This window comes from Psychrobacillus psychrotolerans, from assembly GCF_900115805.1.
Taxonomy (GTDB): Bacteria; Bacillota; Bacilli; order Bacillales_A; family Planococcaceae; genus Psychrobacillus; species Psychrobacillus psychrotolerans.
In genome coordinates, this window is the sequence record NZ_FOXU01000007.1 from 102,107 (window position 1) to 126,076 (window position 23,970).

Below are 23,970 nucleotides of genomic sequence, written 5' to 3' on the forward strand. Positions count from 1 at the left end.
GTACCGAGCATATTGCTCGGTTTTTTTATTTCACTTAAATAGCATAACTATGTACTCTTTACAAATATTATTTTTCGCCGTAACATATATTTAGTTAGCTAAGTAATTTGGATTTACATAAAAGGAGAGATTCACTCAATGAATCCACTTATTCACGAGCTTTTTCAAAAATATCGTTTTTTAAAACAGGAAGTTAATCATACTTTAAAAGAATTTAATTTATTCGCTTCGCAGTGGTCAGTTCTTTACTGTATCCAAAAGCATAATGAAATGACATTGACACAGATTTGGAAATACTTAAACGTAGAAGCACCCACTATTACAAGAACGGTTAATAGGTTAGCTGAGCTTGGTTGGATTGAAATCTCTTCTGGTAAAGATAGACGAGAAAAAATTGTAAAACTGTCTGAACATGCGCTACAACAGTTTCCAGTTATCAACGAAGCGATGAAGGAATTTGAGGAACGAGTTCTCAATGGCTTGTCCAAAGAAGAAGAACTTCTATTGTTTGAACTGCTACAAAAGGTAAAATAAAGAGATAAATTAAAGTTAGAAGGAAGCGATTGACCTAGACGAAGCCATATGTGGCATCTTCTAGGTTCTACTTCGTGCTTTGATGGGTTAGTATATCTCTGAACTCTTATGATGGTATGGACGCCAATGTAGGATTACTGGACTCCCTTTGGTCAGACCATAAATACGAGATATACAGGAGGATTATTATGTTAAAAACTAAAGAGCCTATATGGACGAAAGCATTTATAAGTTTGTTTACTACAAACTTTTCTATTTTTATAATTTTTTATGGACTTGTATCGGCACTTCCACTTTACGCTACAGATGTATTATCGCGCTCAGACGAGGATGCAGGTCTATTAATGACTATCTTTTTAGTTTCTGCAATTGTTACTCGTCCTTTTTCTGGGAAAATATTAGACCTAATTGGAAAGCGCAAGGTATTATGGCTTACTCTGTTCCTATACTTAGTATGTACAGGCCTTTATTATTTTATTGAACCTTTTGAAGGATTGTTAGTACTACGATTTGTACAAGGTATTTTCTTTAGTATTGCTACTACCGCTAGTGGTTCGATGGCTGCAGATAATATTCCTATTTCTAGGCGTGGTGCTGGACTAGGCTATTTTACGATGTCTACGAATTTAGCAGTTGTAATCGGGCCGTTAATAGCTTTGACCCTTATGCAATCTTTCTCCTATGATGTTATGTTTTTATCTTTAACGATTTTGCTTCTAATTGGCTCCATCGCAACATTACTAATACCTGAGGGTAAAAAAGTGGAAGCTACTTCCCCTAGATCGAAGTTAACGTGGAATGATCTTTTTGAAAAAAAGGCATTACCTGTTGCTTTAATAGCCAGTTTAGTTGCTTTTTCTTATGCTAGTGTACTTTCTTACCTATCTATTTACTCCCAAGAAAAAGGTGTACTTCACTTAACTAGTAGCTTTTTTGCTGTCTTTGCTATCGTGATGTTAGCGACACGACCATTTACAGGTCGAATCTTCGATGAAAAGGGACCAAAATATATTGTTATTCCAGGGCTTGTCTCGTTCATGATCGGACTTGCCTTACTTGCTTTTATGAACTCCCCATTCCTTTTCTTACTCTCTGGTGCATTTATCGGCCTAGGTTATGGTGCTGTAGTTCCGAGTTTTCAAACACTTGCAATTCAGTCCACGAAGCATGAACGTAGTGGATACGCTACGGCAACATTTTTCACGCTTTTTGATACTGGTCTAGCTATAGGTTCTTACATTTTAGGACTTATCGCCACTCGACTTGGTTATCAAAATTTATATCTCTTCTCTATTATTTCTCTCATTATTGCACTGGTTCTGTTTATTGTAAGAGTAAAAAAAGTACAACGTCCTGTATAGCATAGAGGGTGTACCCTTTATTAGTTAGTTTTTAATCTATGTATATAAAAGCCCTTATTTTGGTAATACTGGAACCATTAAAGTATTTCAAGGAGGACAATACATGAGAAAGCAAATCGTAATTCCATTACTAATAGCAGTCACGGCACTAGGAGGGTGTAATTTCCCTTCTGCAGACGCTGATCTAAAAGATGCAGTGCAGGTTTCATTATTGAATATAGAAGGTAAAGAAGTAGGGAAAGCCACTTTGTCCGAGCATTCCAAAGGAGTGCATATATTATTAAAAGCAGAGGGTCTTACTCCTGGCATTAAAGCAATTCATTTCCATGAAAAGGCAAGCTGCGAAAAACCTACTTTTGAATCCGCGGGTGCTCACTTTAATCCAACTGGAAAAGAGCACGGGTTTGAAAATGCAAAAGGCTATCATTTAGGAGACTTACCAAACATTGAAGTTGGAGAAGATGGTACAGTAGAGTTAGAAACTGTTTCTCCGGCGGTTGTTTTGACTGCAGGAAAAAGTAACTCATTATTAGATGCGGATGGAAGTGCCCTTGTTATTCATGAAAATGCGGATGATTATAAAACGGATCCTTCCGGAAATTCTGGTGGAAGAATTGTATGCGGGGAAATTAGTAAGTAGTTTGGAGGTTTAACATGAGAAAAATAGGCTGGTTACTACTTTTTGTTATAGCGCTATTCTTTACTAGACCTTTATGGGAAGAATACACAGTAGAATACGTTGATCTAGCATTTCTAAACCCCGTGGACGACTGGATTGATTCACTGGAAGTAGAACAATATTTGGATGAAGTAAAAGCATACTGGATGCAGGCAAAAGATGAACCAGCCTCTCATATTGCAGCATCAGATCAAAAAACTTTACCAGGTACTGGAATTGAGTTAGACGAAATAAAAATAGGGATGAAAAAAAGTGAGATTGAGAAAATTCATGGTAATGCTAAACGAGTTAGTCTTAATGAATATAGTTTAGTATGGCATACCTATCATGAAAACTATCAAAATTTTATGATGGTTTCCTATGATAGTAACAACCGGGTAAATGCCATGTTTACCAATCAGCCTTCTGAATCTTCTTTTTTAGGTCTACAAATGAATAGTACTAGGGAAGAAGTACTCTCACAATTGGATGAGCCTATTAAGAAACTGAAAAAAGGGAATATCATCTACCTCCTACCTGATGCAGGTGAATATGATTTGTTCTTAATTGATAATAACTATGTAACTTTTTTCTATGATCTCCATGAAGACAATACAATAACAGCCATTCAAGTAGTCGAAAAATCTGTAGAAAAAAATCATAAATCTACTTTTGGGGTACCATCGGACGAACTGAAGAAAGGATTTGAATTTCAGCTTTTTGATCTTACGAATGCTGCTCGAGTAGTTCATGGCCTTTCTGTTCTATCTTACGATGAGAGTGTGAGCAACACTGCTCGAAAACATAGTGAGGATATGGCAATTCATAACTATTTTAGTCATGAAAATCTAGAGGGAAAATCTCCATTTAATCGATTAGAGGAAGATGGACTGAGTTTCTCTTATGCCGGAGAAAATCTAGCATATGGACAAACTAGTAGTATTTTTGCTCATGAGGGATTGATGAATTCATTGGGACATCGGAAAAACATTTTAAGTGTTCATTATGAAAATCTTGGTGTCGGCACCGCTTTTGATAAAAAATCGACTCCTTACTACACAGAAAACTTTTTCACAAACTAAGAGGTTGTCTCTAAGTCAGTGTTCACTGATTTTTAGGGACAACCTCTTTTTGTTTAGTCATTTAAAATGTTTTAACGCTTCTCTCTTACTTAAGGGAGCAAGTGTATGACTTCCAACAAATTCTTGCACTACTTGAGGACGTGTTTTAGCATATTCCCTCAATACCCAGCCAATGGATTTTTGAAGAAAGAATTCTTTTGATTCTGCATGACGTTGAATGGTCGCAAATAATAACTCTTCATTTGTTTTGTCCTTGTATTTTAACTGATGTAAAATAGATGCTCTATTCGTCCACTTATTCGAGGACTTGGCCCACTCGACCATCACGGCTTCTCCTTCCATTCTGTTTGCCAGGACAATATCCCCTACTATTTTAGGAGCGATAGAATCTACACTATCCCACCAAGACTTCATTTCAATGAGTTTTTGACAAAACAATAGATCTTTTACAGCTAACTGTTTTTTATAATTAGATAATAATTCAATTGCTATGTAATGATATTCTCGTTCTTCTAACTGGAACAATCCCCATACTTCCTTTTCCATATCTTCATACGGTGGAAGTTCCATTTCATTAGTCATTGCTTTAAAAAGCAGTCGACGTTCTGGTGTCTTAATCCCAAGAAAGGGGAAGTGATTTTTCATATACTTGGCCATGGGTAGTGCGATTTCATCATTTCGTTTAGGCTCCATATAACCTTTAACTTGCTCTATTGTCCACTCTTTTTTCACTTGAGAGTAAATCCTTTACTCGCCAAAAATTCTGCCATATGAGGTCTTCTAGGCGTCTCCAGGAATTCAGCCATCGACTTAGTCCAATTTGCTGTTTTCTGATTGGAGCCACGACTTTTATAATAGTCTTCCATTGTTTGATCATACTCAGGTAATAACACTTCATATTTGGCACTATTATAGTTATTTTCATGTAATACTGCAGTCACTGGCAAACGAGGTTTGACCTCATTTTGCTGATCTGGAATACCAAGAGTTATAGCAAATAGAGGGAATACTCCCGTTGGCAATTCAAACAATTGACTAATTGCTGCTGGTTCGTTACGTACTCCTCCTATATAACAAATACCAAAACCTTTTGCTTCTGCTGCAATGACTAAATTTTGCGCAAAAAGAGCAACATCAACTGCTCCTACTAACACATTCTCAGTTGTATCTATAACAATATCTGTTTGCTGTAATTTACCTGCCACCTGTAAACGATGAAAATCAGCACATAATAATAATGCCGCTCCAGCAGTTTCAAATTGCGTGGGATTTTTAGATAATCTACCTAGTTCTGCTTTTTTCTGTTCATCACTTACCCAGATAACACTATATGCTTGCACGAAATGTGAACTAGCAGCATGCTGAGCAGTCTCCACAAGTTCGGATACTTCCTCTTTTGTTAATGTATAATCTTTATACTTTCTGACAGACGAATGCTTTCTTAATAATTCTTGAACCAAAGTAAGAACCCTCTTTCATCATAAAATTACTTTTAGTATAACCGAAAATAGCGAAGTAGAGAGTTATACACTCTTTACTTCGCTTCATTCATACTTGTAATTGGTTGTTTTCTTCTTGTGTAAATGCTCGAGATCTTGTTAAAAATCGTTTTCCCTCTACACCTTCCAAGGAGAACATTCCACCACGACCTACCACTACATCTATGATTAGCTGCGTATGCTTCCAATAGTCAAACTGACTTTTGTGCATATAAAATGGAACATCCCCTATTTTTCCAAGAAGTACATCTTGGTCACCTATGATTAGATCACCTTCCGGATAACACATAGGAGAAGAACCATCACAACAACCACCAGATTGATGAAACATCAAAGGTCCATGCTTACCTTTCAATAGATCAATGAGTTCTAGTGCAGCGTCAGTAGCAATTACGCGTTCAACCATCTACACTCACCCTTTCTACAGCATCAGAAGAAGCCTTGCTTGTTTTCACTATAACTTACAAGAAGGTTTTTCGTTTGTTGATAATGATTAAGCATCATTAGATGATTTTCTCTACCAATACCCGACATTTTGTATCCACCAAATGCTGCATGTGCAGGATACTGATGATAACAATTTGTCCATACACGACCTGCTTGAATTTTACGTCCAAAACGATATGCAGTATTCATATCACGTGTCCAAATACCAGACCCTAAACCGTATAACGTATCATTAGCTATTTCTAGTGCCTCTTCTTTTGTTTTAAATGTCGTTACCGAAACAACAGGTCCAAAAATCTCTTCTTGGAAAATACGCATTTTATTATTTCCTTTGAAGACTGTCGGTTTTATATAGTAGCCTTCTGCTAGTTCTCCGTCTAATTTGTTTTGTTCTCCACCGATTAAACATTCTGCTCCTTCTTGCTTTCCAATATCTAAGTAAGAAAGGATTTTCTCCATTTGTTCAGTTGAAGCTTGTGCTCCCATCATGACAGATGGATCTAGTGGATTTCCTATTTTGATAGCTTCCACGCGCGCTATGACGCGTTCAATGAATTTATCATAAATAGATTCTTGTATTAGAACACGTGAAGGACAAGTACATACCTCTCCTTGGTTCAAGGCGAACATAACAAACCCTTCTACCGCTTTATCCAAAAATGCATCATCTTCGTCCATAATATCTTCGAAGAATATGTTTGGTGATTTCCCACCAAGCTCTAACGTTACTGGTATTAAATTTTGCGATGCATATTGCATAATTAAACGTCCAGTCGTAGTTTCCCCAGTAAATGCAATCTTACTAATTCGTGGACTTGATGCTAAAGGCTTTCCAGCTTCTAATCCAAACCCATTGACAATATTTACTACTCCAGGCGGCAAAAGATCTCCAATTAGTTCCATCAACACTAGGATAGATGCTGGTGTTTGTTCTGCTGGTTTCAAGACCACACAGTTCCCGGCAGCAAGTGCCGGTGCTAGCTTCCATACAGCCATTAGAATAGGAAAATTCCAAGGAATAATTTGTCCTACCACTCCTAATGGTTCATGGAAATGATAAGCAACGGTATCATTATCAATTTGACTTAAACCACCCTCTTGTGCACGAATGGCACCAGCAAAATAGCGAAAATGGTCAATAGCTAGTGGGATATCCGCATTCAACGTTTCTCTAACTGCTTTCCCATTATCCCAAGTTTCAGCTACTGCTATCAATTCAAGGTTTTCTTCTATTCTATTCGCAATTTTATTTAAGATATTTGCTCTTTCCGCAACTGAAGTGGAGCCCCACGCATCTTTAGCACCATGTGCTGCATCCAATGCCAGCTCAATATCTTCTGAAGTAGAACGGGCAACTTGTGTAAATACTTTACCTGTAATTGGTGTAACATTTTCAAAGTATTGTCCTTTAACAGGGGGTGTCCACTCGCCATTAATATAGTTTTCATACTTGTCCTTAAACGATACCTTCGAGCCTTCTGTATTCGGAAATGCATAAACCATTTTCTATTTCCTCCCCTTCATATCTATTTAGCACATTCCATATATTATGTAAGATGCAATCTATGTATGCGCTTTCAAAACTATTAAAATAAAAAAATAGTCTTACCGTCATTTTGACAGACTATATGGAATATTACAATAATAATAGTTTCAAATATTACTATTGACTAACAATGTCCCATTTAGGAATAGAACTTTCAATATTACTATTCTCACTTCTTTTAGTAAGGTCAGTAATTCTTCCTTCCTATCTATAGATTTTTTCTATAAAATAAATATATGATTACTTTCAGGAAAGAGGAGATTAACGTTGAGTGATTTAACATGTGAAATCAAACCTATCAAAACTCCCCACCGAAGTACCCCTAAGAAAGTCGTATTTGTTCGCTTATTAATGATAGCAATAGGTGCTATCTTAATGTCTATTGGCTTAGAACTATTTTTAGTCCCTAACCAAATATTAGACGGTGGTGTTGTAGGGGTATCCATCATTATTTCCCACCTAACTGGAGTTCGTTTAGGTATTTTTATATTCATCCTGAACATCCCATTCTTTTTCCTCGGATATAAACAAATAGGAAAAACCTTTGCTTTATCCACATTATTTGGCATAACCATTCTATCGATTTGTACTTCTTTCCTCCATAATATTGATGCTATTACACCTGATTTACTACTTGCTACTGTATTTGGAGGTATCGTTCTAGGAACAGGTGTTGGGCTAGTTATTCGTTATGGGGGCTCCCTTGATGGTTCCGAAATACTTGCTATTTTATTTAACAAGGCTACTCCATTTTCAGTTGGAGAAATCATCATGATTATAAATCTTGTCATTTTTGCAATTGCTGGTTTTGTTTTTACTTGGGAACAGGCTATGTATTCGTTTTTAGCATATTTTATTGCTTTTAAAACCATTGATATTGTGATTCAAGGATTAGATGAGTCAAAATCCGTCTATATCATTAGTGAAAATATAGAAGATATTGGTGATGCGATTATGGACCGGTTGGGTCGTGGATTAACTTATTTACACGGTGAAGGAGCATACACTGGGGATAATAAAAAAGTCATTTTCACCGTAATCACTCGATTAGAGGAAGCAAAACTAAAATCCATTGTGGAAGAAATAGACAGCCATGCCTTTTTAGCTGTTGGTAATATTGCTGAAGTTCGAGGAGGCCGCTTTAAAAAGAAAGATATTCATTAGACTGTAAGCCTCCGACAAGATCACCTACTACAAGCTTTATGCTGTAGCTGAAGAAAAAGCCGACTCAAATGAGTCGGCTTTTTTCTATATTAAAGCTTTTTCTTTACTGAGCATCGTTCCATTTTTCGCCAGTTCTGTGTGGAATGAAAATGCTTTTTCTAGGACATGCGGAGTTTGACCGCCTCTAGTTAATGCTTCTTCATAGTAATCTTGTAACTGTCTTTTGTACATCGGATGTACACAGTTATTAATGATTAACTCTGCACGTTCTCTTGGCGCTAAACCCCGAAGATCTGCATAGCCCTGCTCTGTTACGACTACATCTACATCATGTTCCGTGTGATCGACATGAGCCACGAAAGGTACAATACTGGATATGTTACCGCCTTTGGCAATAGATTTAGTTACAAAAATAGCTATTCTAGAGTTACGAGCGAAATCGCCTGAACCACCAATTCCGTTCATCATTCTAGTACCAGATACATGTGTAGAGTTGACATTTCCGTAAATATCAAACTCTAAAGCAGTATTAATAGAAATAAGCCCTAAACGACGAATGATTTCCGGATGGTTTGTAATTTCTTGTGGTCGTAACACTAATTTATCTCGATATTCCTCCAAGTTACCATACACTTTATCCATCATTTCTTGTGAAAGTGTTATTGAACATGCAGAAGCAAAATTAACTTTGCCAGCATCGATTAGCTCAAATACGGAGTCTTGAAGAACTTCCGAATATACTTGTAGATCTTCAAATTCCGAGTTAATCATGCCTCCAAGCACAGCATTGGCAACAGAACCTATACCCGCTTGAATTGGAGCTAACTTATTAGTTAATCGACCATTGCTCACTTCGTGACGCAAAAAACCGATTAAATGCTGGGCCATTTCCTCTGTTTCTTCATCGGGTGGGACAATAGGAGATGGTGAATCCAAATTGTTAGTAAACACGATTCCTCTTACTTTAGATGCATCAAAAGGAATTCCTATTTGACCAATACGATCCTCTACTTTTGATAAAGGAATTGGTAATCTACTTCCTGGATCTGCAGGTTCGTATATATCATGAAGGCCTTCTAACATTTCCGATTGTGCTACATTAATTTCTATAATTATATTTTTTGCTTGCGAGACAAAAGTTGTAGAGTTACCTACAGATGTGGTTGGAATAATCATTCCATCTGCAGTAATTGAAACCGCTTCCACAATTGCAAAGTCAATAATTGGCAATACACCCGAACGTATTAACTCCGCTGTGTGAGATAAGTGCTGATCCACAAACAAATGATCTCCTGTATTAATATGTTTGCGCATCGTTGCATCCGCTTGAAAAGGTAAGCGTTTATGCACAATTCCTGCTTCGGATAGTAATTTATCAATATCAGATCCTAAAGAAGCACCTGTAAATATATTCACTTTAAATGATTCATTGGCCGCTCTCTCTACTAGTGCAAATGGAACCGCTTTCGCATCTCCCGCACGTGTAAATCCACTTAACCCTAATGTCATCCCATGTTGAATCCATGAAGCAGCTTCTTCTGCTCCTACTACTAAATTATGTAAACTAATATCTTTAACACGATCCAAATTGTTAAACATAAAGTATCCCCCTCAAAAAGTGCATTTAAATTATTTTACCCCCTTTTGTCACAATTTTGTTGAAACTTGTCGAAGACACATTTTATTTGTCCTAAACAGAATATATTGATACCAGAACAGAACAAATTTCCCTATACATTGATATTTAAGCGCTTTTTATAGAAATTAATAAAAAAAACGCTTGAATGTCAGAGTAATTACCCCTTATTCAAGCGCTTTCTATTAAAATCCCAACAATTTCCGGAAATAACTTGCATAAGATTGACTAACAGAAATTTTTTCTCCATTTGACATAGCTAGTACAAAAGTTGAATGTGTATCCGGAAAAATCTCTTTAATTTGATGTACATTAACGATAAAAGAACGATGACAACGTATGAACATTTCTCTTGGCAATCTATACTCAAATTCTTGAAGTGAGTTAGTATGATTTCCTTTGAAAGATGTAGTTACAATATGAGTTTTACGATCTTTTGCCTCCAAGTAAATTACATCGGAAAAAGGAGTTGGAATCCAACCGTCTTGTGTTTTGATAGTTATGACAGATTTCCCCTCTGTAAATGCCGGGTAAATAGCTAGCACACAACCTTCTAGTTCCCCTTTATGTAAGAAAGGAACGGCCATTCCATGATATGGGACACCAAAAACCTCACGATTGATAAATTCCGATACCTTCTGTCTACTTTGCAATGCTTTATAAGCTAAAGTTTCCTCCTTTAACAAATCTCCAGGAAGAATCTTTAAATCGATACGTTTACTAGGGCGATAATAAATATATTTTTCTGTATCAGTAACAGCAATAGACACTTCATCTGAAAATAGCTCACCAATTACATTTAATAAGGCAACTATGGATAAATCCTTCATCCTTCCATCCCCTTTTTTAGTTAATCTACTGACAAACGACTATTTCACGTGTAAATTGTTGTTTTTTCGTTATACACCGGTCTGTGATATGCAAACCTACAGTATTTAGTCGATCATCCATAGACTCAATCGTAACGATAACTACTTTTTTGGCAATTCTACGAGCGTGTTTTAAAATAGTAAACTGGTCTTCCCAAGATGCATTTGTATATAAATTATACGGTAAATCTATTATTGCGACATCATACATCTCTTCGATGTCTTCAATTGCACTCTTTCGAACATCTCCAGTCAGTCCAAAGTATGCTATATTTTCCCTAGAACCTTCACACACAAGCGGGTTAATATCTCTTCCTACAATATCAATCCCCATAGATAATGCCTCAACTAGTACCGTACCAATACCGCAGCAAGGATCAATAGCTTGAATACCTTTCGGATGTGGAACTGCAATATTCGCTACTGCTCTGGCAACTCTTGTGCTTAGTGCAGTAGAATACTCTCGCGGTTTCTTCATATGATTAAACCAAATAGGTTCGCTTTTCGTGTATAACCCGAAATACCAACGACCTTCAAATGGCACTACAGCGAATAACTGATCCGGATTTTGTAGATCAAAGTTACCTTGCATATCACTTCCAATGGCTCTTTCTATACGAAGCCTCTCCGCATTCTCCACCTTATCTTTTCCTTGGCGGTCATTTATCTTTAAAAATATTACTTTATTCGTTTCTTTTTCTGAACCAAAATTGGGTGCTTGGGAGATAATTTCCTCCACTTTGTCCCCTTCAGCTAAAACCTCTAGTCTTCCTTTCATAAAAGGACTTCTACTAGGATCAATTTTTATGAAACTCTTTAAAATTTTTGTTTCGGTGTCTTTGTCAAAAAAAGAGCGCATCTCTAAATGACACAGAGAGCGTTCGGCCTCGTTATAAGCATATGTATATATAAATGCCGGTTGTCGGCTGTTGTTCATCAATATATTCCCTCCAATAGTGCCTCTATTATATCATGTGTCACCGTTCAAATCATTTTTACAACAGTGAATAGTAATTCATAATTTTATAGAATATAATAAAAATAAGTTTCAGAATTATTAGAAAATGAGGGATATGGATGGAATGGGATGTCATAGTAGTCGGTGCTGGACTAGCAGGACTTGTTGCTACCGCTGAACTTGCGGATGCAGGAAAGAAAGTTTTACTACTGGATCAAGAGCCTGAAGCATCATTTGGAGGTCAAGCCTGGTGGTCATTTGGAGGATTATTTTTAGTAGATTCCCCAGAACAAAAAAGATTAGGTATTCAGGACTCATATGAACTCGCATGGCAGGATTGGCTTGGAACAGCTGGGTTCGATCGGGAAGAGGATCAAGATTACTGGGCGTTGAAATGGGCGGAAGCTTATGTTCGGTTTGCAACCGAGGAAAAACGTGATTGGCTTCACGCACAGGGTGTTCGATTCTTCCCCGTAGTAGGTTGGGCAGAACGAGGAGGCTATCTTGCAGATGGACATGGAAACTCAGTACCAAGGTTTCATATCGTATGGGGTACCGGACCTGCTATTGTGAAACCTTTTGAAACTCGTGTTCGAGCTGCCATGTCCAAAGGAAATGTAGAATATAAACCGCGACACCAAGTAGACGAACTGGTCATGGACAATGGAAAGGTCATTGGTGTGAGTGGTTCATTATTGACTCCTAGTTCTGCTGGTCGTGGAGAACCAAGCCCAAGAGATGTGGTTGGCCATTTTCAATATGTAGCTAAGTACGTAATGGTAACGAGTGGTGGAATTGGCGCTAACCACGAACTGGTAAGAGAAAACTGGCCTTCACGGCTTGGGGAACCTCCCAAACGTATGATTTCTGGAGTGCCAGAACACGTGGATGGACGAATGCTTGCCATTACAGAGAAAGCTGGTGGTCGCTTAGTAAATAAGGATCGCATGTGGCATTATACAGAAGGTATTAAAAACTGGAATCCAATCTGGCCACTTCATGGAATACGTATATTGCCAGGCCCATCCTCGATCTGGTTAGATGCCACAGGGCAACGATTCTCTGCTCCAAACTTCCCTGGTTTTGATACTTTAGGAACGTTAGAGGCTATCCAAAGAACTGGGTATGACTACTCTTGGTTTATACTTACCGAGAAAATTATTGAAAAAGAATTTGCCCTTTCAGGATCTGAGCAAAATCCAGATTTAACGGGGAAAAGTATCAAACAGGTTTTGAAGCGAATTTTACCAGGACCCACTGCTCCAGTGAAGGCCTTCATGGAAAATGGAGAAGATTTCATAGTATCTAACAATTTATCCGACCTAGTAGATGGGATGAATAAAATTACTGGCGATAATCTCTTAAACTTGGAACATATTGAGAACCAACTACTAGCTAGAGACCGTGAAATGGATAATAAATTTACAAAAGATCTTCAAGTAACGGCTCTTCGAGGAGCTCGAAACTATATAGGTGATAAATTAATACGTGTAGCATCTCCCCATAAATTATTAGATCCTAAAAATGGTCCTTTAATTGCTGTTCGGTTAAATATTGTGACTAGGAAAACACTTGGTGGATTGCAAACTGATCTCGACGGCCGGGTACTAAATGATAAAGGACTTGCCGTCCCTGGGCTTTATGCAGCCGGTGAAGTAACTGGCTTTGGTGGAGGAGGAGTTCATGGGTATCGCTCTTTAGAAGGGACATTTTTAGGTGGTTGTATCTTTACAGGAAGAGAAGCAGGAAGGGCCTTGGTTCGTAGCCTAAATCAAACTTAACTCGATTACTGAAGTTTCCTAATCTGAAATAGTTACGGACGACATGCGTTGTATATCCATGTCGTCTTTAACCAATTTACCGTAAGTATTTGTATATTTCTTCTCCAATTTGAGCAAGAATTCGTTTCGAAAGTAAATCATCTTCATCCTTTGATAAAACCGTTGCAATTAACTTTCGATTCCCTACATAAAAGATTCCAGCGTCGTGACGTGTTCCAGGAATCCATCCAGTCTTATTGGCTAACTCCCATGGCGTCATCCCATAATCAAAATTAGAGTATGGAGACGGTAACCTTTCAGGTAAACAATCACGTACCTGTTGTTTCTTCATCACTTCTACCATTTGACGGCTTGCTTTACCACTCACTAAATCTCCCATAGCCATCTTATGTAAAAGTATAGCTATATCCGCTGCTGCTATCCGATTAGCACCTTTGGGATTAGACTTACTCAACATGAGCTTGTTATAAAAAGTACTATATACCATTCCTGCTTCCTTCATAGAATTTTGGATATCGTCAACTCCTACAAGGTCGATTAGTAGATTAGTTGCCGTATTATCACTTTGAATAATCATCAGCATTATGACGTCTTGAAGGGGAAGAGATAATCCTGGAGTAAAATGTTGCAATACACCAGAACCTCCCACATACTCTTTTTCATTGAGGATGATTAAGTCCATTAAAGACAAGTCTCCTCGGTCCACTGCTCTATAAACTGAGGCCATGATTGGTACCTTAATGACGCTTGCCGCATAAAAAAGCTCCTGTTCATTATGAAACCATTTCTCCCCTGAATTTAAGTCCTCTAAGACGATTCCCCAAGTGCCTTTTGACTGTTCTACGAGTTTTTGTACCTCGCTCACAAGCTCTTCCAAAATTCTTCCCCCCTATAGAAAATCTATTTATTTTATTATAGACTAACACTTGTTTGAATATTACATTAATTATAAACTATAAAAAGCAAATAGATTTATAGATTTACAATAAAGCTCGGTTTTAACTTTCTATCAACTGAATATTAAATTTTTTATGTTATAGTAAAAGAACAATTGAATAATGTGTAGACTTAGGTGTTCGTTTACAAAAGTAAATGAACTTAAAAGGGAAGTCGGTGAAAAACCGACGCTGTCCCGCAACTGTAAATGGGAGCAATTCTACTATATCCACTGTATGTCATTATGGGAAGGATAGAAAAGCGATGACCATGAGCCAGGAGACCTGCCTATTTCAAGTACACACCAAAAACCTACGCGGATAGGGGGTGTTAAGTGCAGCTATGAACAAGCAAATGCTTGAAATTGCTGTCGTACGAAAAAGCGCAATGAAAACACTGGAGATATTGACTCTTTTCAGTGTGTATTTTGTTACGTTTCAAACGTCTCGACAACAACCAATCATATCCAACTAGCATCTTCTTTTAAAAGAGGATGCTTTTTTATGTTGAAGAAAGGAATGTTGAAATGACTATCGGCACGAAAGAAGATTATATAAATAGATTTAAAAATGTATTAATGACTAATAATATTGGAAGCTCATCCATTTCACTGGATTTGATATTTGAAGCCTTTGGAAAAGAAATTGATACTATCTCAGAAATACACGAACAAGACAAAACTATATATGTACTCAATTTACAAAAAGCATATAAACAAATTAAAGGTGAGATTTCAGGAATGAAAGAAGATTAAATAAAAAAAGCGAACCGATTTTAATCGGTTCACTTTTTTATAGGTCTTGATAGTCTCTTTGAAATTTACCGCCGTCTTTTACTTCAGAATGATAAAGAGCTTTTAAAGCAAAGCTTTTCTCTAAATCATGCTCCTTCATAACCTCTTTTAAACGTTTGCTTAACTCTGGGCTATATTTCACTAGTTCTTCCATTTTCGATTTCGAATATTGCATGAATTGTACCTTCTTTCTACGTTGTTAGTCTATCTAGTATAGCACTGATACAGGTGTTTTCGCCCTAATTTGCTATAATTAAGTTCAGAGGTGAGTACATGCACAAAACTATTGGAATTCTTGCACATGTAGATGCTGGAAAAACTACTTTTTCAGAGCAACTGCTTTACCATACAAATACCATTAGACATAGAGGACGAGTGGACCACCAAGACTCGTTTCTTGATAGTCATACTATAGAGAAAAATAGAGGAATTACTATATTTGCCGATCAAGGAATCTTTACCTACAACAATTCTACCTACTATATTATCGATACTCCGGGACACGTCGATTTTTCTCCAGAAATGGAACGTGCTATCCAAGTGATGGACTATGCCATCATTATTATTAGTGCTGTAGACGGCATTGAAGGACATACGGAAACTGTTTGGCAATTACTGCGAAAACACCATGTCCCTACCTTTTTCTTTATCAATAAAACCGATTATGAAGGCACGGATCCAACAAGCGTTCTTGCTGAAATTCGCTCCACCTTATCAGAAAATGTGTGTGATATAACGACATCTTTTGACGAAGAACTAATTGAATTTCTTGCAGAGCGAGATGAAGTTCTCTTAGAAACTTATATGGACAGTGGATTCGATAAAGACTTATGGACACAAACGCTTCAACAAATGGTGAAAGAAAACAAAATCTTTCCTTGTGCTAGTGGTTCAGCATTGAAAGATATAGGTATTGTCGAATTTCTAGAAAAACTAGATTCGTTAACAACTACTTCCTATAAATCAGACGATGTATTTGCAGCGCAGGTTTATAAGATAAGACACGATGAAAGTGGGAATCGTGTTACCTATTTGAAGTTAGTGAATGGGACATTGAAAGTACGCGACAGTGTGACTTACAATGAACAAACTGAAAAAATAACGCAAATCCGCCAATATAGCGGCAATAAATTTAAAACTACAGATCAGGCTATAGCAGGTGAACTAGTAGCTGTTACTGGCTTAACAAATGCCTCCATTGGGGATGGGCTCGGTGTATTCGCCCAGAAAACTGAATTTGATATGATTCCAACGTTAAAATCTAAAGTACTCTTTGATGCTTCTATACATGTAAAGGAAGTATTACGTTGCTTTAAATTATTAGATGCAGAAGACCCTTCTTTACGTATCTTTTGGGATGAGTACTTTCAAGAAATACACGTCCATGTAATGGGAGTTATTCAACTAGAAGTACTCGAACAAATTGTTTTGGAGCGTTTTGGTTTCCACGTATCTTTTGGAGAGCCTAAAATTCTATACAAAGAAACTATTGGTAACTCCGTACATGGATATGGTCATTTTGAACCTTTAAGACACTATGCAGAAGTGCATTTACTAATCGAGTCTGCTGCAAGAAATAGTGGAATTACCTTTTCAAATATATGTCATGCGAATGATCTATCGACAGGCAACCAAAACTTAGTGAAGCACCACCTTTTCGAAAGAGATCATCACGGTTTACTAACAGGCTCCACCTTAACTGATGTGAAAATTACTTTACTCACAGGACGCGGACATAATGAGCATACACACGGTGGAGATTTTCGAGAAGCAACCTACCGTGCACTTCGGCAAGGTCTGGAAAAAGCGGAAAATATACTTTTAGAGCCATTTTATGATTTTACGATTAAAGTAAATATGGACTTAATCGGTCGAATACTCTCTGATATCCAACAAGCAGCAGGAACCTTTGAACCTCCAGAAAATAGTGGAGATAATGTTTTCATAAAAGGAAGAGTACCCGTAGCGACCTTTATGAATTACAGTACGACATTCGCATCTTTTACCCATGGCAAGGGATCTCTTAGCTTAGTTTATGGAGGATACGATCGCTGTCATAATACTGAGGAGATAATTGACACACTTGGTTATAACAAAGAAGCAGACCCTGAGTATACGTCTACATCTATTTTCTGCGCTAAAGGAAAAGGATATCCTGTCTACTGGCATGAGGCGGAAGCAGCTATGCATTGCCTATAATTTTAAGAAAGAATAGTTAATGATTGCTACAAAGAAAATAGGAACTACCGCACAATACGAAAAACAGTTCGAACACCAGTAGAGACAGTATGGGACATACTAGCAGATAACGAGAAACTGAAACAATGGAAAACACTCCACTATAAGCGGAGTGTTTTATATTTAATCTAATCGGAAAACTAAAAACCGTTCATTATTATTTTCATCATATAAACCAGGAAGGCGAATCTCCTTCCATAATTCAAATACTGTTTGAATTTCGAGAAAGTGACTATATTCTGAGGTTGGATAGTAGAGAATGACATCCACAGAGCGAGGATGGTCTTCAACTGACCGTAGGATATTATCTATAACTTTTTGAAAAATTTGCAAAGAAAACGGATTAAAAAAGTAAAATCGATTATCTTCCTTTTCTATGTCATACCCTTCTGCAAATATATGTTCAAACTGAATCGAAGCTCTTGAACTTTTAGCACGCTCCATATATTTAGCTAAGTTCTCCATTGCCTCCTGATAGAGTTGGCCATTCATTTCTACCCCAACCGCTGAAGCATGCAAATGGTGATAAACGTAAAATGGGAACCTCCCCTTGCCACATCCAAAATCTACAAAGCGATCTGTTGATTTCCACTCGTCATATTCGTCAAAAAGAATCTCCAATGCGGAATATGGGGTCGCTTCGTATCGATTATAATGAGACGATTGGTGCTGCCATTCTCTTACACCTTCTGTCTTAATACGTAGTAATCTGTCATGATCTTGTTCTTTCACACGTTTCCCCCTAATTCACTCTCCTCCAAACACATGCTGCTGCACCCATGCATTTGTTTTTCCTATTTCACTTTCAACATCTTTTAAAAAGTTAACCGTATAGGGCTCACCTTTTAAAACAGCCGTAGATATAAAGCTAGGATTTTCTAAAGTCATAATTTGTTTACCATTCACATTTTTCTTTAAAACTTCTATTTTAGCAATTCCACCAATATTAGTATACTCGTCTTTTTGACCAGAAAAAAAGTTTCCTAACGAATAAAACACATGTGTTTGATGACCACTTTTCGCCAAAATTTGTTCATATGGTTGGATAACATGGGGATGATGACCGAATATAATATCTGCACCTGCATCTGACATGGACCCGGCAAGCTTTTTCTGTGTCTCATTTGCCTCCAGATTATACTCTGCTCCCCAATGGATACTAACTACAACAAAGTCTACCTTTGCTTTTAATTCCTTTATTTCTTCTATAATTCGAGTTTCTTCTATTCGGTTCACTAAATAGTCTTTACCAACCGGTGTTTCATGGCTATTAGTCCCGTAGGTATAACCTAGAAGTCCAAATGATATATTTTCCACATCGAATATCCGATCTGTCTGTTGGTCTACTTCTGATTTAAAAGCACCGATATATGGCATTTCAACCTTTTCCATCTGTTGAATTGCTTCTAAGAGTCCCTCTTCCCCTTGATCAAGAGAATGATTATTAGCTATCGATAACACGTCTACACCAATATCTTTTAAATCACTTATAATATGAGGTGGACTAGAAAAGTTTGGGTATCCAGATACTCCAAATGTTCTTCCAGCTGGTAGGGATTCTTGATTTGCTATTAACAAATCTATGGATTCTAATTCCTGCTGTACAGGAGAAAAGGAAGGAGCAAAGTTTGTATAATTGTAAAGAGGTAAATGGAGTAAGACATCACCAACCATCCCGATTTCTATTTTTTCTTCCTCATATTCCATATAAAATGTCGAAAATTGTTTCCCGTGGAACTCTTTATTAAAAAGAATAGGTTTCTCTATTTGTAGATTAAAATATAGCAAGATAGAAATAAGAATGACGAGAAAAGCTGCTAAAGTTTTAATATATACCACCTCCACCTTAATCATTCTCTACAATATCGTTGCTTATACCAAATAATTTATATATATTTATTAGTATATTAGCTGCTATCTATTCTCAACGCTTTGCTTTCATAATATACAAGACAGCTTACTTTAATATACATATTTGTAGCTGAAGAGAGTACTTGTTTGAATGTGTACAGGCTATCGAAAACCAAAAATACCACAACTTCGAGTTAGTAATTGTCATTGATGGCGCAAACGATCAAAAGGTACTCCATCATTCACCGTATCTTCAATAAAGGGATAGCATACTCTAGATTGTGCCCTACTTACTTGGATATCAAGTGATAATATACAATGGCCAAACTTTCTTGAAAGGTTAGTAGCAACGATGAAGAATGCTACTCCCGATACAGTTTTAGTATACTCACTTCGAGATATAAATAACACTTGGTATCCTGCCCTTACTGAAATGATGAAACGACCAAAAGAAGAAGTTATGTTAACTTGCTTTATTTTTCACTAGAGAAGCATATGAACAAGCCGATGGTTATGACCCTAAATATGGACTAGCTGACTATGATTTGGGATAAGATTAATGCCTCTTGGTGAATTTTTATTTTTTCCAGAACCATTATGGATTATCGTTTAAATGGGAAATATTCATTAACAACAATAATAGCCTCTGAGAAGCTACTATTTCTCAAAAGTATGTCTGCAAGTATAGACCATAGAAGAAAAAACGGTGATATTCCGAAGGTTATTGTTATTATTACGGCCTGTAACCATGGAATTATATACAAAGTTTCTAAATAGGCAAGCAAAAGCGGATAAAAAACCCAATTCTTAGAAAAGAAAGTATGAGTATAGCCACTCATACTTTTTCCTATTTAAATATGCGATAACAGTGTAAACGCAAAAAAGAGGCTACATTTAAAAAACAGCCTCGTAATACCACTTATTTGCAAGGAGCATTTAGTTTAACAACATTAATTCTTCTCTATTGTACTTCAGTTATTTACATTCTCCTTTCAATAGCAATCTAATTCTAACTAACTAGTTTTTTAAAAAAGGTTAATAATTTCTTGATACTTGTTTTATTAGTGACAATAAGTTTTCTTTTATTTACAATTTGATCTGAAAGAGTATAATGTGGGATGGTACAAAAGAACATTTACTGGGTATAATGGATTGCAGACAGGTGCTGCGAGTAGTATATTAACAAGCTTCACTTTATTTGAGAAAATGGGGTGGTATCAGAAATGAACCAAGAACAACAACTGACGCTTGTTGAACATTTAACAGAACTTAGAAAAAGACTTATCATTGTTTCATCGACATTTATCCTCTCACTTGCCTTAGGGTTTTGGTTAGCTCCAAAAACGCTTACGTTTTTAAAACAGCAACCAACCGCTATGAATGTGGAGTGGAATGTCTTCGGTTATACAGATGGTTTAATGATCTACGTAAAATGCGCACTAATACTAGCCATCTTAATTACTCTACCTATTGCATTACATCAGATATGGTTATTCGTAAGACCAGGCTTAAATGAGAACGAGGCAAAAGGGACAGGCTATTTTATCCCTGTTTCATTCCTTCTTTTTTTACTCGGGATTAGTTTCAGTTATTACATTCTTTTCCCTTTAATGCTGAATTTCATGTCGAATATTAATGATTCCATTGGTGCTTTAGAGACATACGGGATGAAACAATACTTCACTTTTATGTTTAACTTAGTGATTCCCGTAGGCATAGTATTTGAATTACCCGTTATTATACTTTTTTTAACCAAATTGGGTATAATAACTCCAGATCGACTAAGAAAAATGAGAAAGATATCTTATTTTGTACTAGTTGTTGTAGGAGTTTCCATTACTCCACCAGACTTCATCTCAGATTTCATCATTGTTATTCCATTGCTGCTGCTATTTGAAATTAGTATCCTTGTTTCCAGTTGGTCTTATAAAAAACAACTTGCGAGACAAGCACTTGAGGATCAAATTTTAGACAAATAGTTTGAGACACACTAGCCATTGAAAATTTGTACATTATCACAATAGAGGAGGAACTTCCATGCCAAACATTGGAGTACCAGGATTGATCATCATTTTAATAATTGCTTTAATCGTCTTCGGACCATCAAAATTGCCTCAATTAGGTAAAGCAGTCGGTCAAACATTAAAAGAGTTTAAAAATTCCACAAAAGACATCGTAGATGATGTAACACAAGAGTTTAAATTAGATGACAAAGATACGGATACTAAAAAGAAAGCATAAGTTTCTATAGAAAAAACCAACTATTCATTTGGATAGTTGGTTTTTTTGATTTAATTAAGTTGTATTTAAATAGGAGCTGCAGTTGGTTTTCCAAAATAATAACCTTGAAATAACTTATATCCCGTTTCCTTCAGCCATTCAAAATCTTCTCTCTCCTCTATACCTTCTGCTAGAGGAATGGATCCCACTTCTACTGCCTTTTCTAAGAATTTTTTTGCAACTGCTTGTTTATTTAGATCATTGGAAATTCCTTGCACATATTTCATATCTAACTTCATATAATTTGGTTTTATATCTGCCAGCATTTCCATCGTACTATATCCTTCTCCTACATCATCTAGTGCATATTCAAAACCTTTTTCTTTATAAAATGCAAGAATTTTTTTTAAATGCTCTATGTCTTCTACTTTTTCCGTTTCTACCACTTCAAATACTAGTTCAACTGGATCTATACCTAATTCTTCTGCTAATGCAGTCGTAGATTTCAAACAAAATTCAGGTGAATAAATAGAGGTAGGTATAAAGTTAATAAATGCTTTCTTTCCTTTAAGACTTGTTGCATGTTTTACTGCGGTCATTCGACATGCTCGATCTAAAGAGTATAGCCTTCCTCTTGCCTTAGCAGCGGAAAATATTTCATTTGGATAAATCATAGAACCATCTTCCTTTGGAAATCTAGCTAGTAATTCATAAGCAAATACTTGCTCCTCTATATCTACGATTGGTTGATAATGACAAATCATAAGTTGTTTTTTGATAACTTCATCAATCCATTTAACGTCTAATACTTCATCTATTTTTTCCATAGGCTCCCATGGCTGTTTTGAAATTCTGTATGTAATTTGAGAGGCGTCCATATGATCGTGGCTGAAGTCTATAAAATCTCTCACATCTGATTCTTTAACAATAAACGTATTCCCTTTTGCATCTACTAAAATGTCCCGGCGTTTCAAATGCTCTAATACACCAGCTAGTAAGGGAATGTTGGTATATCCCTCTACCTTGAACTCAATTTTCAACTCATTTACTTGGCAATTATTACACTCCAAATTTTACACTCCTTTTATGTTCTAATAGCTTAGAATCTTAAAAAATCCCCTGTTCAGCACTTTGCTTCACAAGGGATAAGCTACTTAGAAATTTTTGAAAAATACTCGTATAACATCTGCCCCACCTATAAATGTCCCAAGCGATCCAAATAAGTTAGTTAATACAACAACAAGTAATACCCTCGTAACTTTGTTTCTCCAAAACCCTTTGATCGTAAAGACATCTTCTGATAACTTTTCAAAATCGGCTATCGTTGGACGTTTGATATATGCTTGGGCAAGCCCAGAAAACCAGCCTGACGCTAAGATAGGATGAAGCGCTGTAACTGGTGCTGTGACAAATGCAGCTAGAATTGCCAATGGGTGTCCTAACGCTACCGCTGCTCCTACTGCAGCCATAGAACCCGTCCATAGAATCCAACTGAGTGCTTGGTCAAAACCAGCAGAAGGATTTGTAAAGAATGTAATCACTATTAGCGCCACAATTAGAATTGGAATAGCCCAACCGATTATTTTAGGAACAATTGACTTAGGCGGAATAGCCGAAAGCTTTGCTAAATCTTGCTCCTTATGAATTTCCTTTGTAATACCTGGGACATGTGCAGCCCCTAAAACGGCTATAATCTTTTTACCTGGTGCTTCCTTAATTTTTTGAGCCAAGTATTGATCACGCTCATCGATTAAAGGTGTTTTTAACTTTGGAAAGGTTTCCGTAAACTCAGCTAGTACAGCATTTAACGTATCCTTTGATTTCATATTCTCCATTTCTTCTTCCGATATTGTATCCTTACTGAAAATACTAAAGAAAACCGAAGTAAGTAATTGAGATTTTCCAGTCCAACCAAGATTATGCCATATACGTGAAAAAGTAGTTTGAATATTACGGTCCGCTAATACTATCTCAGCCCCGTTCTCATTTGCACTTGCAATACCTTGTATCATTTCTTGGCCAGGTTTAATATCAAACTGTTTAGCCATCCGATTTTGGAATGATGAAATCGCCAAGTTCATTAATAATAGAGTAGCTTTCTTATCCTTAATAACCTTAAAGATATCCGTCTGCCTCCACTTATTATTATCTATAATAGATTGGTATCTTTGCTCATCCAATTCAATACAAACAGAATCTGGTTGTTCTCTATCGATAACTTCCTTTACCTGTTCCGCACTCTGTCTTGATACATGTGCTGTTCCGATTAATATAATTTCTTTATCGTTGACATATAAACGTGTAATATTTTCCTCGGACATAAACTACTTCCTTCATCTAGTGTATTATCTCTTAGTCAGAACATTAGAGATTCTCTACCTTTCATAATGAAGTAGA

Annotated in this window: 25 protein-coding genes and 1 riboswitch; of the genes, 12 read left to right on the top strand and 13 right to left on the bottom strand. The window is 36.6% G+C overall.

Going from position 1 to position 23,970, the window contains the following annotated elements; genetic code table 11:
- Window positions 1-138: 138 nt before the first annotated feature.
- The 4 genes from BM260_RS13790 (at window position 139) to BM260_RS13805 (ending at window position 3,635) form a co-directional block, all read left to right on the top strand.
- The gene (locus BM260_RS13790) at window positions 139-534 is read left to right on the top strand and encodes a MarR family winged helix-turn-helix transcriptional regulator (RefSeq protein ID WP_093537931.1); all 396 of its coding nucleotides are present in this window, start codon (window positions 139-141) and stop codon (window positions 532-534) included.
- Between the two features lie 188 nt (window positions 535-722).
- Entirely contained in the window at window positions 723-1,895 is a 1,173-nt protein-coding gene (locus BM260_RS13795) for an MFS transporter (RefSeq protein WP_093537932.1), read from the top strand.
- A gap of 103 nt (window positions 1,896-1,998) precedes the next feature.
- A complete protein-coding gene (locus BM260_RS13800) occupies window positions 1,999-2,535 on the top strand; it encodes a superoxide dismutase family protein (protein WP_093537933.1) in 537 nt (178 codons plus the stop codon).
- Between the two features lie 14 nt (window positions 2,536-2,549).
- Window positions 2,550-3,635 (top strand): CAP domain-containing protein, encoded by a 1,086-nt coding sequence (locus BM260_RS13805; RefSeq protein WP_093537934.1) that lies wholly within the window; start codon window positions 2,550-2,552, stop codon window positions 3,633-3,635.
- A 57-nt stretch (window positions 3,636-3,692) separates the two neighbouring features.
- Here BM260_RS13805 and BM260_RS13810 read toward each other — a convergent pair whose 3' ends face one another.
- The 4 genes from BM260_RS13810 to adh all read right to left on the bottom strand — a co-directional run bounded on the left by BM260_RS13810 (window position 3,693) and on the right by adh (window position 7,084).
- Complete coding sequence (locus BM260_RS13810) at window positions 3,693-4,328, bottom strand: DNA alkylation repair protein (protein ID WP_093538027.1); 636 nt, start codon at window positions 4,326-4,328, stop codon at window positions 3,693-3,695.
- 35 nt (window positions 4,329-4,363) lie between these two features.
- Window positions 4,364-5,095 (bottom strand): oxygen-insensitive NADPH nitroreductase, encoded by a 732-nt coding sequence (gene nfsA, locus BM260_RS13815; protein ID WP_093537935.1) that lies wholly within the window; start codon window positions 5,093-5,095, stop codon window positions 4,364-4,366.
- Between the two features lie 88 nt (window positions 5,096-5,183).
- Window positions 5,184-5,540 carry a DUF779 domain-containing protein gene (locus BM260_RS13820; protein ID WP_093537936.1) on the bottom strand — a complete coding sequence of 119 codons (357 nt, stop codon included), beginning with the start codon at window positions 5,538-5,540 and terminating at the stop codon, window positions 5,184-5,186.
- Window positions 5,541-5,563: 23 nt separating this feature from the next.
- Window positions 5,564-7,084: an aldehyde dehydrogenase gene (gene adh, locus BM260_RS13825; protein WP_093537937.1), complete on the bottom strand. Its 1,521-nt coding sequence runs from the start codon at window positions 7,082-7,084 to the stop codon at window positions 5,564-5,566.
- Between the two features lie 394 nt (window positions 7,085-7,478).
- Between adh and BM260_RS13830 the strand changes: the two genes are divergently transcribed.
- Window positions 7,479-8,291 carry a YitT family protein gene (locus BM260_RS13830; protein ID WP_093538028.1) on the top strand — a complete coding sequence of 271 codons (813 nt, stop codon included), beginning with the start codon at window positions 7,479-7,481 and terminating at the stop codon, window positions 8,289-8,291.
- Between the two features lie 84 nt (window positions 8,292-8,375).
- Here BM260_RS13830 and BM260_RS13835 read toward each other — a convergent pair whose 3' ends face one another.
- The 3 genes from BM260_RS13835 to BM260_RS13845 all read right to left on the bottom strand — a co-directional run bounded on the left by BM260_RS13835 (window position 8,376) and on the right by BM260_RS13845 (window position 11,733).
- Entirely contained in the window at window positions 8,376-9,890 is a 1,515-nt protein-coding gene (locus BM260_RS13835; RefSeq protein WP_093537938.1) for an acetyl-CoA hydrolase/transferase family protein, read from the bottom strand.
- A 222-nt stretch (window positions 9,891-10,112) separates the two neighbouring features.
- On the bottom strand, window positions 10,113-10,757 hold the full coding sequence (locus BM260_RS13840) for a LytTR family DNA-binding domain-containing protein (protein WP_093537939.1): 645 nt from the start codon (window positions 10,755-10,757) through the stop codon (window positions 10,113-10,115).
- A gap of 25 nt (window positions 10,758-10,782) precedes the next feature.
- Window positions 10,783-11,733 carry a TRM11 family SAM-dependent methyltransferase gene (locus BM260_RS13845; protein ID WP_093537940.1) on the bottom strand — a complete coding sequence of 317 codons (951 nt, stop codon included), beginning with the start codon at window positions 11,731-11,733 and terminating at the stop codon, window positions 10,783-10,785.
- Window positions 11,734-11,873: 140 nt separating this feature from the next.
- Here BM260_RS13845 and BM260_RS13850 point away from each other — a divergent pair, with 140 nt between their 5' ends.
- Window positions 11,874-13,535: an FAD-binding dehydrogenase gene (locus BM260_RS13850; RefSeq protein WP_093537941.1), complete on the top strand. Its 1,662-nt coding sequence runs from the start codon at window positions 11,874-11,876 to the stop codon at window positions 13,533-13,535.
- A gap of 76 nt (window positions 13,536-13,611) precedes the next feature.
- On the opposite strand, the gene BM260_RS13855 is transcribed toward BM260_RS13850, so the two are convergent.
- Window positions 13,612-14,412, bottom strand: coding sequence for a serine hydrolase (locus tag BM260_RS13855; protein WP_175496304.1), 801 nt, complete (start codon window positions 14,410-14,412; stop codon window positions 13,612-13,614).
- 176 nt (window positions 14,413-14,588) lie between these two features.
- Window positions 14,589-14,777: riboswitch (cobalamin riboswitch) on the top strand.
- Window positions 14,778-14,813: 36 nt separating this feature from the next.
- Between BM260_RS13855 and BM260_RS18805 the strand changes: the two genes are divergently transcribed.
- Window positions 14,814-14,945, top strand: a complete 132-nt coding sequence (locus BM260_RS18805) for a hypothetical protein (RefSeq protein WP_281249757.1) — start codon at window positions 14,814-14,816, stop codon at window positions 14,943-14,945.
- Between the two features lie 52 nt (window positions 14,946-14,997).
- Window positions 14,998-15,225, top strand: a complete 228-nt coding sequence (locus tag BM260_RS13860; protein WP_139219926.1) for a hypothetical protein — start codon at window positions 14,998-15,000, stop codon at window positions 15,223-15,225.
- A gap of 37 nt (window positions 15,226-15,262) precedes the next feature.
- Here the strand turns inward: BM260_RS13860 and BM260_RS18505 are convergent, their stop codons facing one another.
- On the bottom strand, window positions 15,263-15,439 hold the full coding sequence (locus tag BM260_RS18505) for a hypothetical protein (RefSeq protein ID WP_093537944.1): 177 nt from the start codon (window positions 15,437-15,439) through the stop codon (window positions 15,263-15,265).
- A gap of 98 nt (window positions 15,440-15,537) precedes the next feature.
- Between BM260_RS18505 and BM260_RS13870 the strand changes: the two genes are divergently transcribed.
- A complete protein-coding gene (locus BM260_RS13870) occupies window positions 15,538-17,463 on the top strand; it encodes an elongation factor G (protein ID WP_093537945.1) in 1,926 nt (641 codons plus the stop codon).
- 162 nt (window positions 17,464-17,625) lie between these two features.
- On the opposite strand, the gene BM260_RS13875 is transcribed toward BM260_RS13870, so the two are convergent.
- Both BM260_RS13875 and BM260_RS13880 read right to left on the bottom strand, forming a co-directional pair.
- Window positions 17,626-18,234 carry a class I SAM-dependent methyltransferase gene (locus BM260_RS13875; RefSeq protein WP_093537946.1) on the bottom strand — a complete coding sequence of 203 codons (609 nt, stop codon included), beginning with the start codon at window positions 18,232-18,234 and terminating at the stop codon, window positions 17,626-17,628.
- Between the two features lie 15 nt (window positions 18,235-18,249).
- Window positions 18,250-19,347 (bottom strand): CapA family protein, encoded by a 1,098-nt coding sequence (locus BM260_RS13880; protein WP_175496305.1) that lies wholly within the window; start codon window positions 19,345-19,347, stop codon window positions 18,250-18,252.
- Between the two features lie 358 nt (window positions 19,348-19,705).
- On the opposite strand from BM260_RS13880, the gene BM260_RS18810 reads away from it, so the two are divergent.
- The 3 genes from BM260_RS18810 (at window position 19,706) to tatA (ending at window position 21,594) form a co-directional block, all read left to right on the top strand.
- Complete coding sequence (locus tag BM260_RS18810; protein WP_281249758.1) at window positions 19,706-19,840, top strand: hypothetical protein; 135 nt, start codon at window positions 19,706-19,708, stop codon at window positions 19,838-19,840.
- 736 nt (window positions 19,841-20,576) lie between these two features.
- Window positions 20,577-21,332 (top strand): twin-arginine translocase subunit TatC, encoded by a 756-nt coding sequence (gene tatC, locus BM260_RS13885; protein ID WP_093537948.1) that lies wholly within the window; start codon window positions 20,577-20,579, stop codon window positions 21,330-21,332.
- A 58-nt stretch (window positions 21,333-21,390) separates the two neighbouring features.
- Window positions 21,391-21,594, top strand: coding sequence for a twin-arginine translocase TatA/TatE family subunit (tatA, locus tag BM260_RS13890; protein WP_093537949.1), 204 nt, complete (start codon window positions 21,391-21,393; stop codon window positions 21,592-21,594).
- Window positions 21,595-21,659: 65 nt separating this feature from the next.
- Here tatA and BM260_RS13895 read toward each other — a convergent pair whose 3' ends face one another.
- Window positions 21,660-22,643 carry an EAL domain-containing protein gene (locus BM260_RS13895; RefSeq protein ID WP_093537950.1) on the bottom strand — a complete coding sequence of 328 codons (984 nt, stop codon included), beginning with the start codon at window positions 22,641-22,643 and terminating at the stop codon, window positions 21,660-21,662.
- 84 nt (window positions 22,644-22,727) lie between these two features.
- Window positions 22,728-23,894 (bottom strand): TraB/GumN family protein, encoded by a 1,167-nt coding sequence (locus tag BM260_RS13900; RefSeq protein ID WP_093537951.1) that lies wholly within the window; start codon window positions 23,892-23,894, stop codon window positions 22,728-22,730.
- Window positions 23,895-23,970: the final 76 nt, after the last annotated feature.

Excerpts from the sequence above, each read along its gene's own strand:
- BM260_RS13850 (WP_093537941.1), top strand. The coding sequence starts at position 11,874 with ATGGAATGGGATGTCATAGTAGTCGGTGCTGGACTAGCAGGACTTGTT.
- BM260_RS18505 (WP_093537944.1), bottom strand. The coding sequence starts at position 15,439 with ATGCAATATTCGAAATCGAAAATGGAAGAACTAGTGAAATATAGCCCA.
- BM260_RS13840 (WP_093537939.1), bottom strand. The coding sequence starts at position 10,757 with ATGAAGGATTTATCCATAGTTGCCTTATTAAATGTAATTGGTGAGCTA.
- BM260_RS13790 (WP_093537931.1), top strand. The coding sequence starts at position 139 with ATGAATCCACTTATTCACGAGCTTTTTCAAAAATATCGTTTTTTAAAA.
- BM260_RS13795 (WP_093537932.1), top strand. The coding sequence starts at position 723 with ATGTTAAAAACTAAAGAGCCTATATGGACGAAAGCATTTATAAGTTTG.
- BM260_RS13870 (WP_093537945.1), top strand. The coding sequence starts at position 15,538 with ATGCACAAAACTATTGGAATTCTTGCACATGTAGATGCTGGAAAAACT.
- BM260_RS13805 (WP_093537934.1), top strand. The coding sequence starts at position 2,550 with ATGAGAAAAATAGGCTGGTTACTACTTTTTGTTATAGCGCTATTCTTT.
- BM260_RS13860 (WP_139219926.1), top strand. The coding sequence starts at position 14,998 with ATGACTATCGGCACGAAAGAAGATTATATAAATAGATTTAAAAATGTA.
- adh (WP_093537937.1), bottom strand. The coding sequence starts at position 7,084 with ATGGTTTATGCATTTCCGAATACAGAAGGCTCGAAGGTATCGTTTAAG.
- tatC (WP_093537948.1), top strand. The coding sequence starts at position 20,577 with ATGAACCAAGAACAACAACTGACGCTTGTTGAACATTTAACAGAACTT.
- BM260_RS13800 (WP_093537933.1), top strand. The coding sequence starts at position 1,999 with ATGAGAAAGCAAATCGTAATTCCATTACTAATAGCAGTCACGGCACTA.
- BM260_RS18805 (WP_281249757.1), top strand. The coding sequence starts at position 14,814 with ATGAACAAGCAAATGCTTGAAATTGCTGTCGTACGAAAAAGCGCAATG.
- BM260_RS13830 (WP_093538028.1), top strand. The coding sequence starts at position 7,479 with ATGATAGCAATAGGTGCTATCTTAATGTCTATTGGCTTAGAACTATTT.
- tatA (WP_093537949.1), top strand. The coding sequence starts at position 21,391 with ATGCCAAACATTGGAGTACCAGGATTGATCATCATTTTAATAATTGCT.
- BM260_RS18810 (WP_281249758.1), top strand. The coding sequence starts at position 19,706 with ATGAAGAATGCTACTCCCGATACAGTTTTAGTATACTCACTTCGAGAT.
- BM260_RS13900 (WP_093537951.1), bottom strand. The coding sequence starts at position 23,894 with ATGTCCGAGGAAAATATTACACGTTTATATGTCAACGATAAAGAAATT.
- BM260_RS13810 (WP_093538027.1), bottom strand. The coding sequence starts at position 4,328 with ATGGAGCCTAAACGAAATGATGAAATCGCACTACCCATGGCCAAGTAT.
- BM260_RS13835 (WP_093537938.1), bottom strand. The coding sequence starts at position 9,890 with ATGTTTAACAATTTGGATCGTGTTAAAGATATTAGTTTACATAATTTA.
- BM260_RS13845 (WP_093537940.1), bottom strand. The coding sequence starts at position 11,733 with ATGAACAACAGCCGACAACCGGCATTTATATATACATATGCTTATAAC.
- BM260_RS13820 (WP_093537936.1), bottom strand. The coding sequence starts at position 5,540 with ATGGTTGAACGCGTAATTGCTACTGACGCTGCACTAGAACTCATTGAT.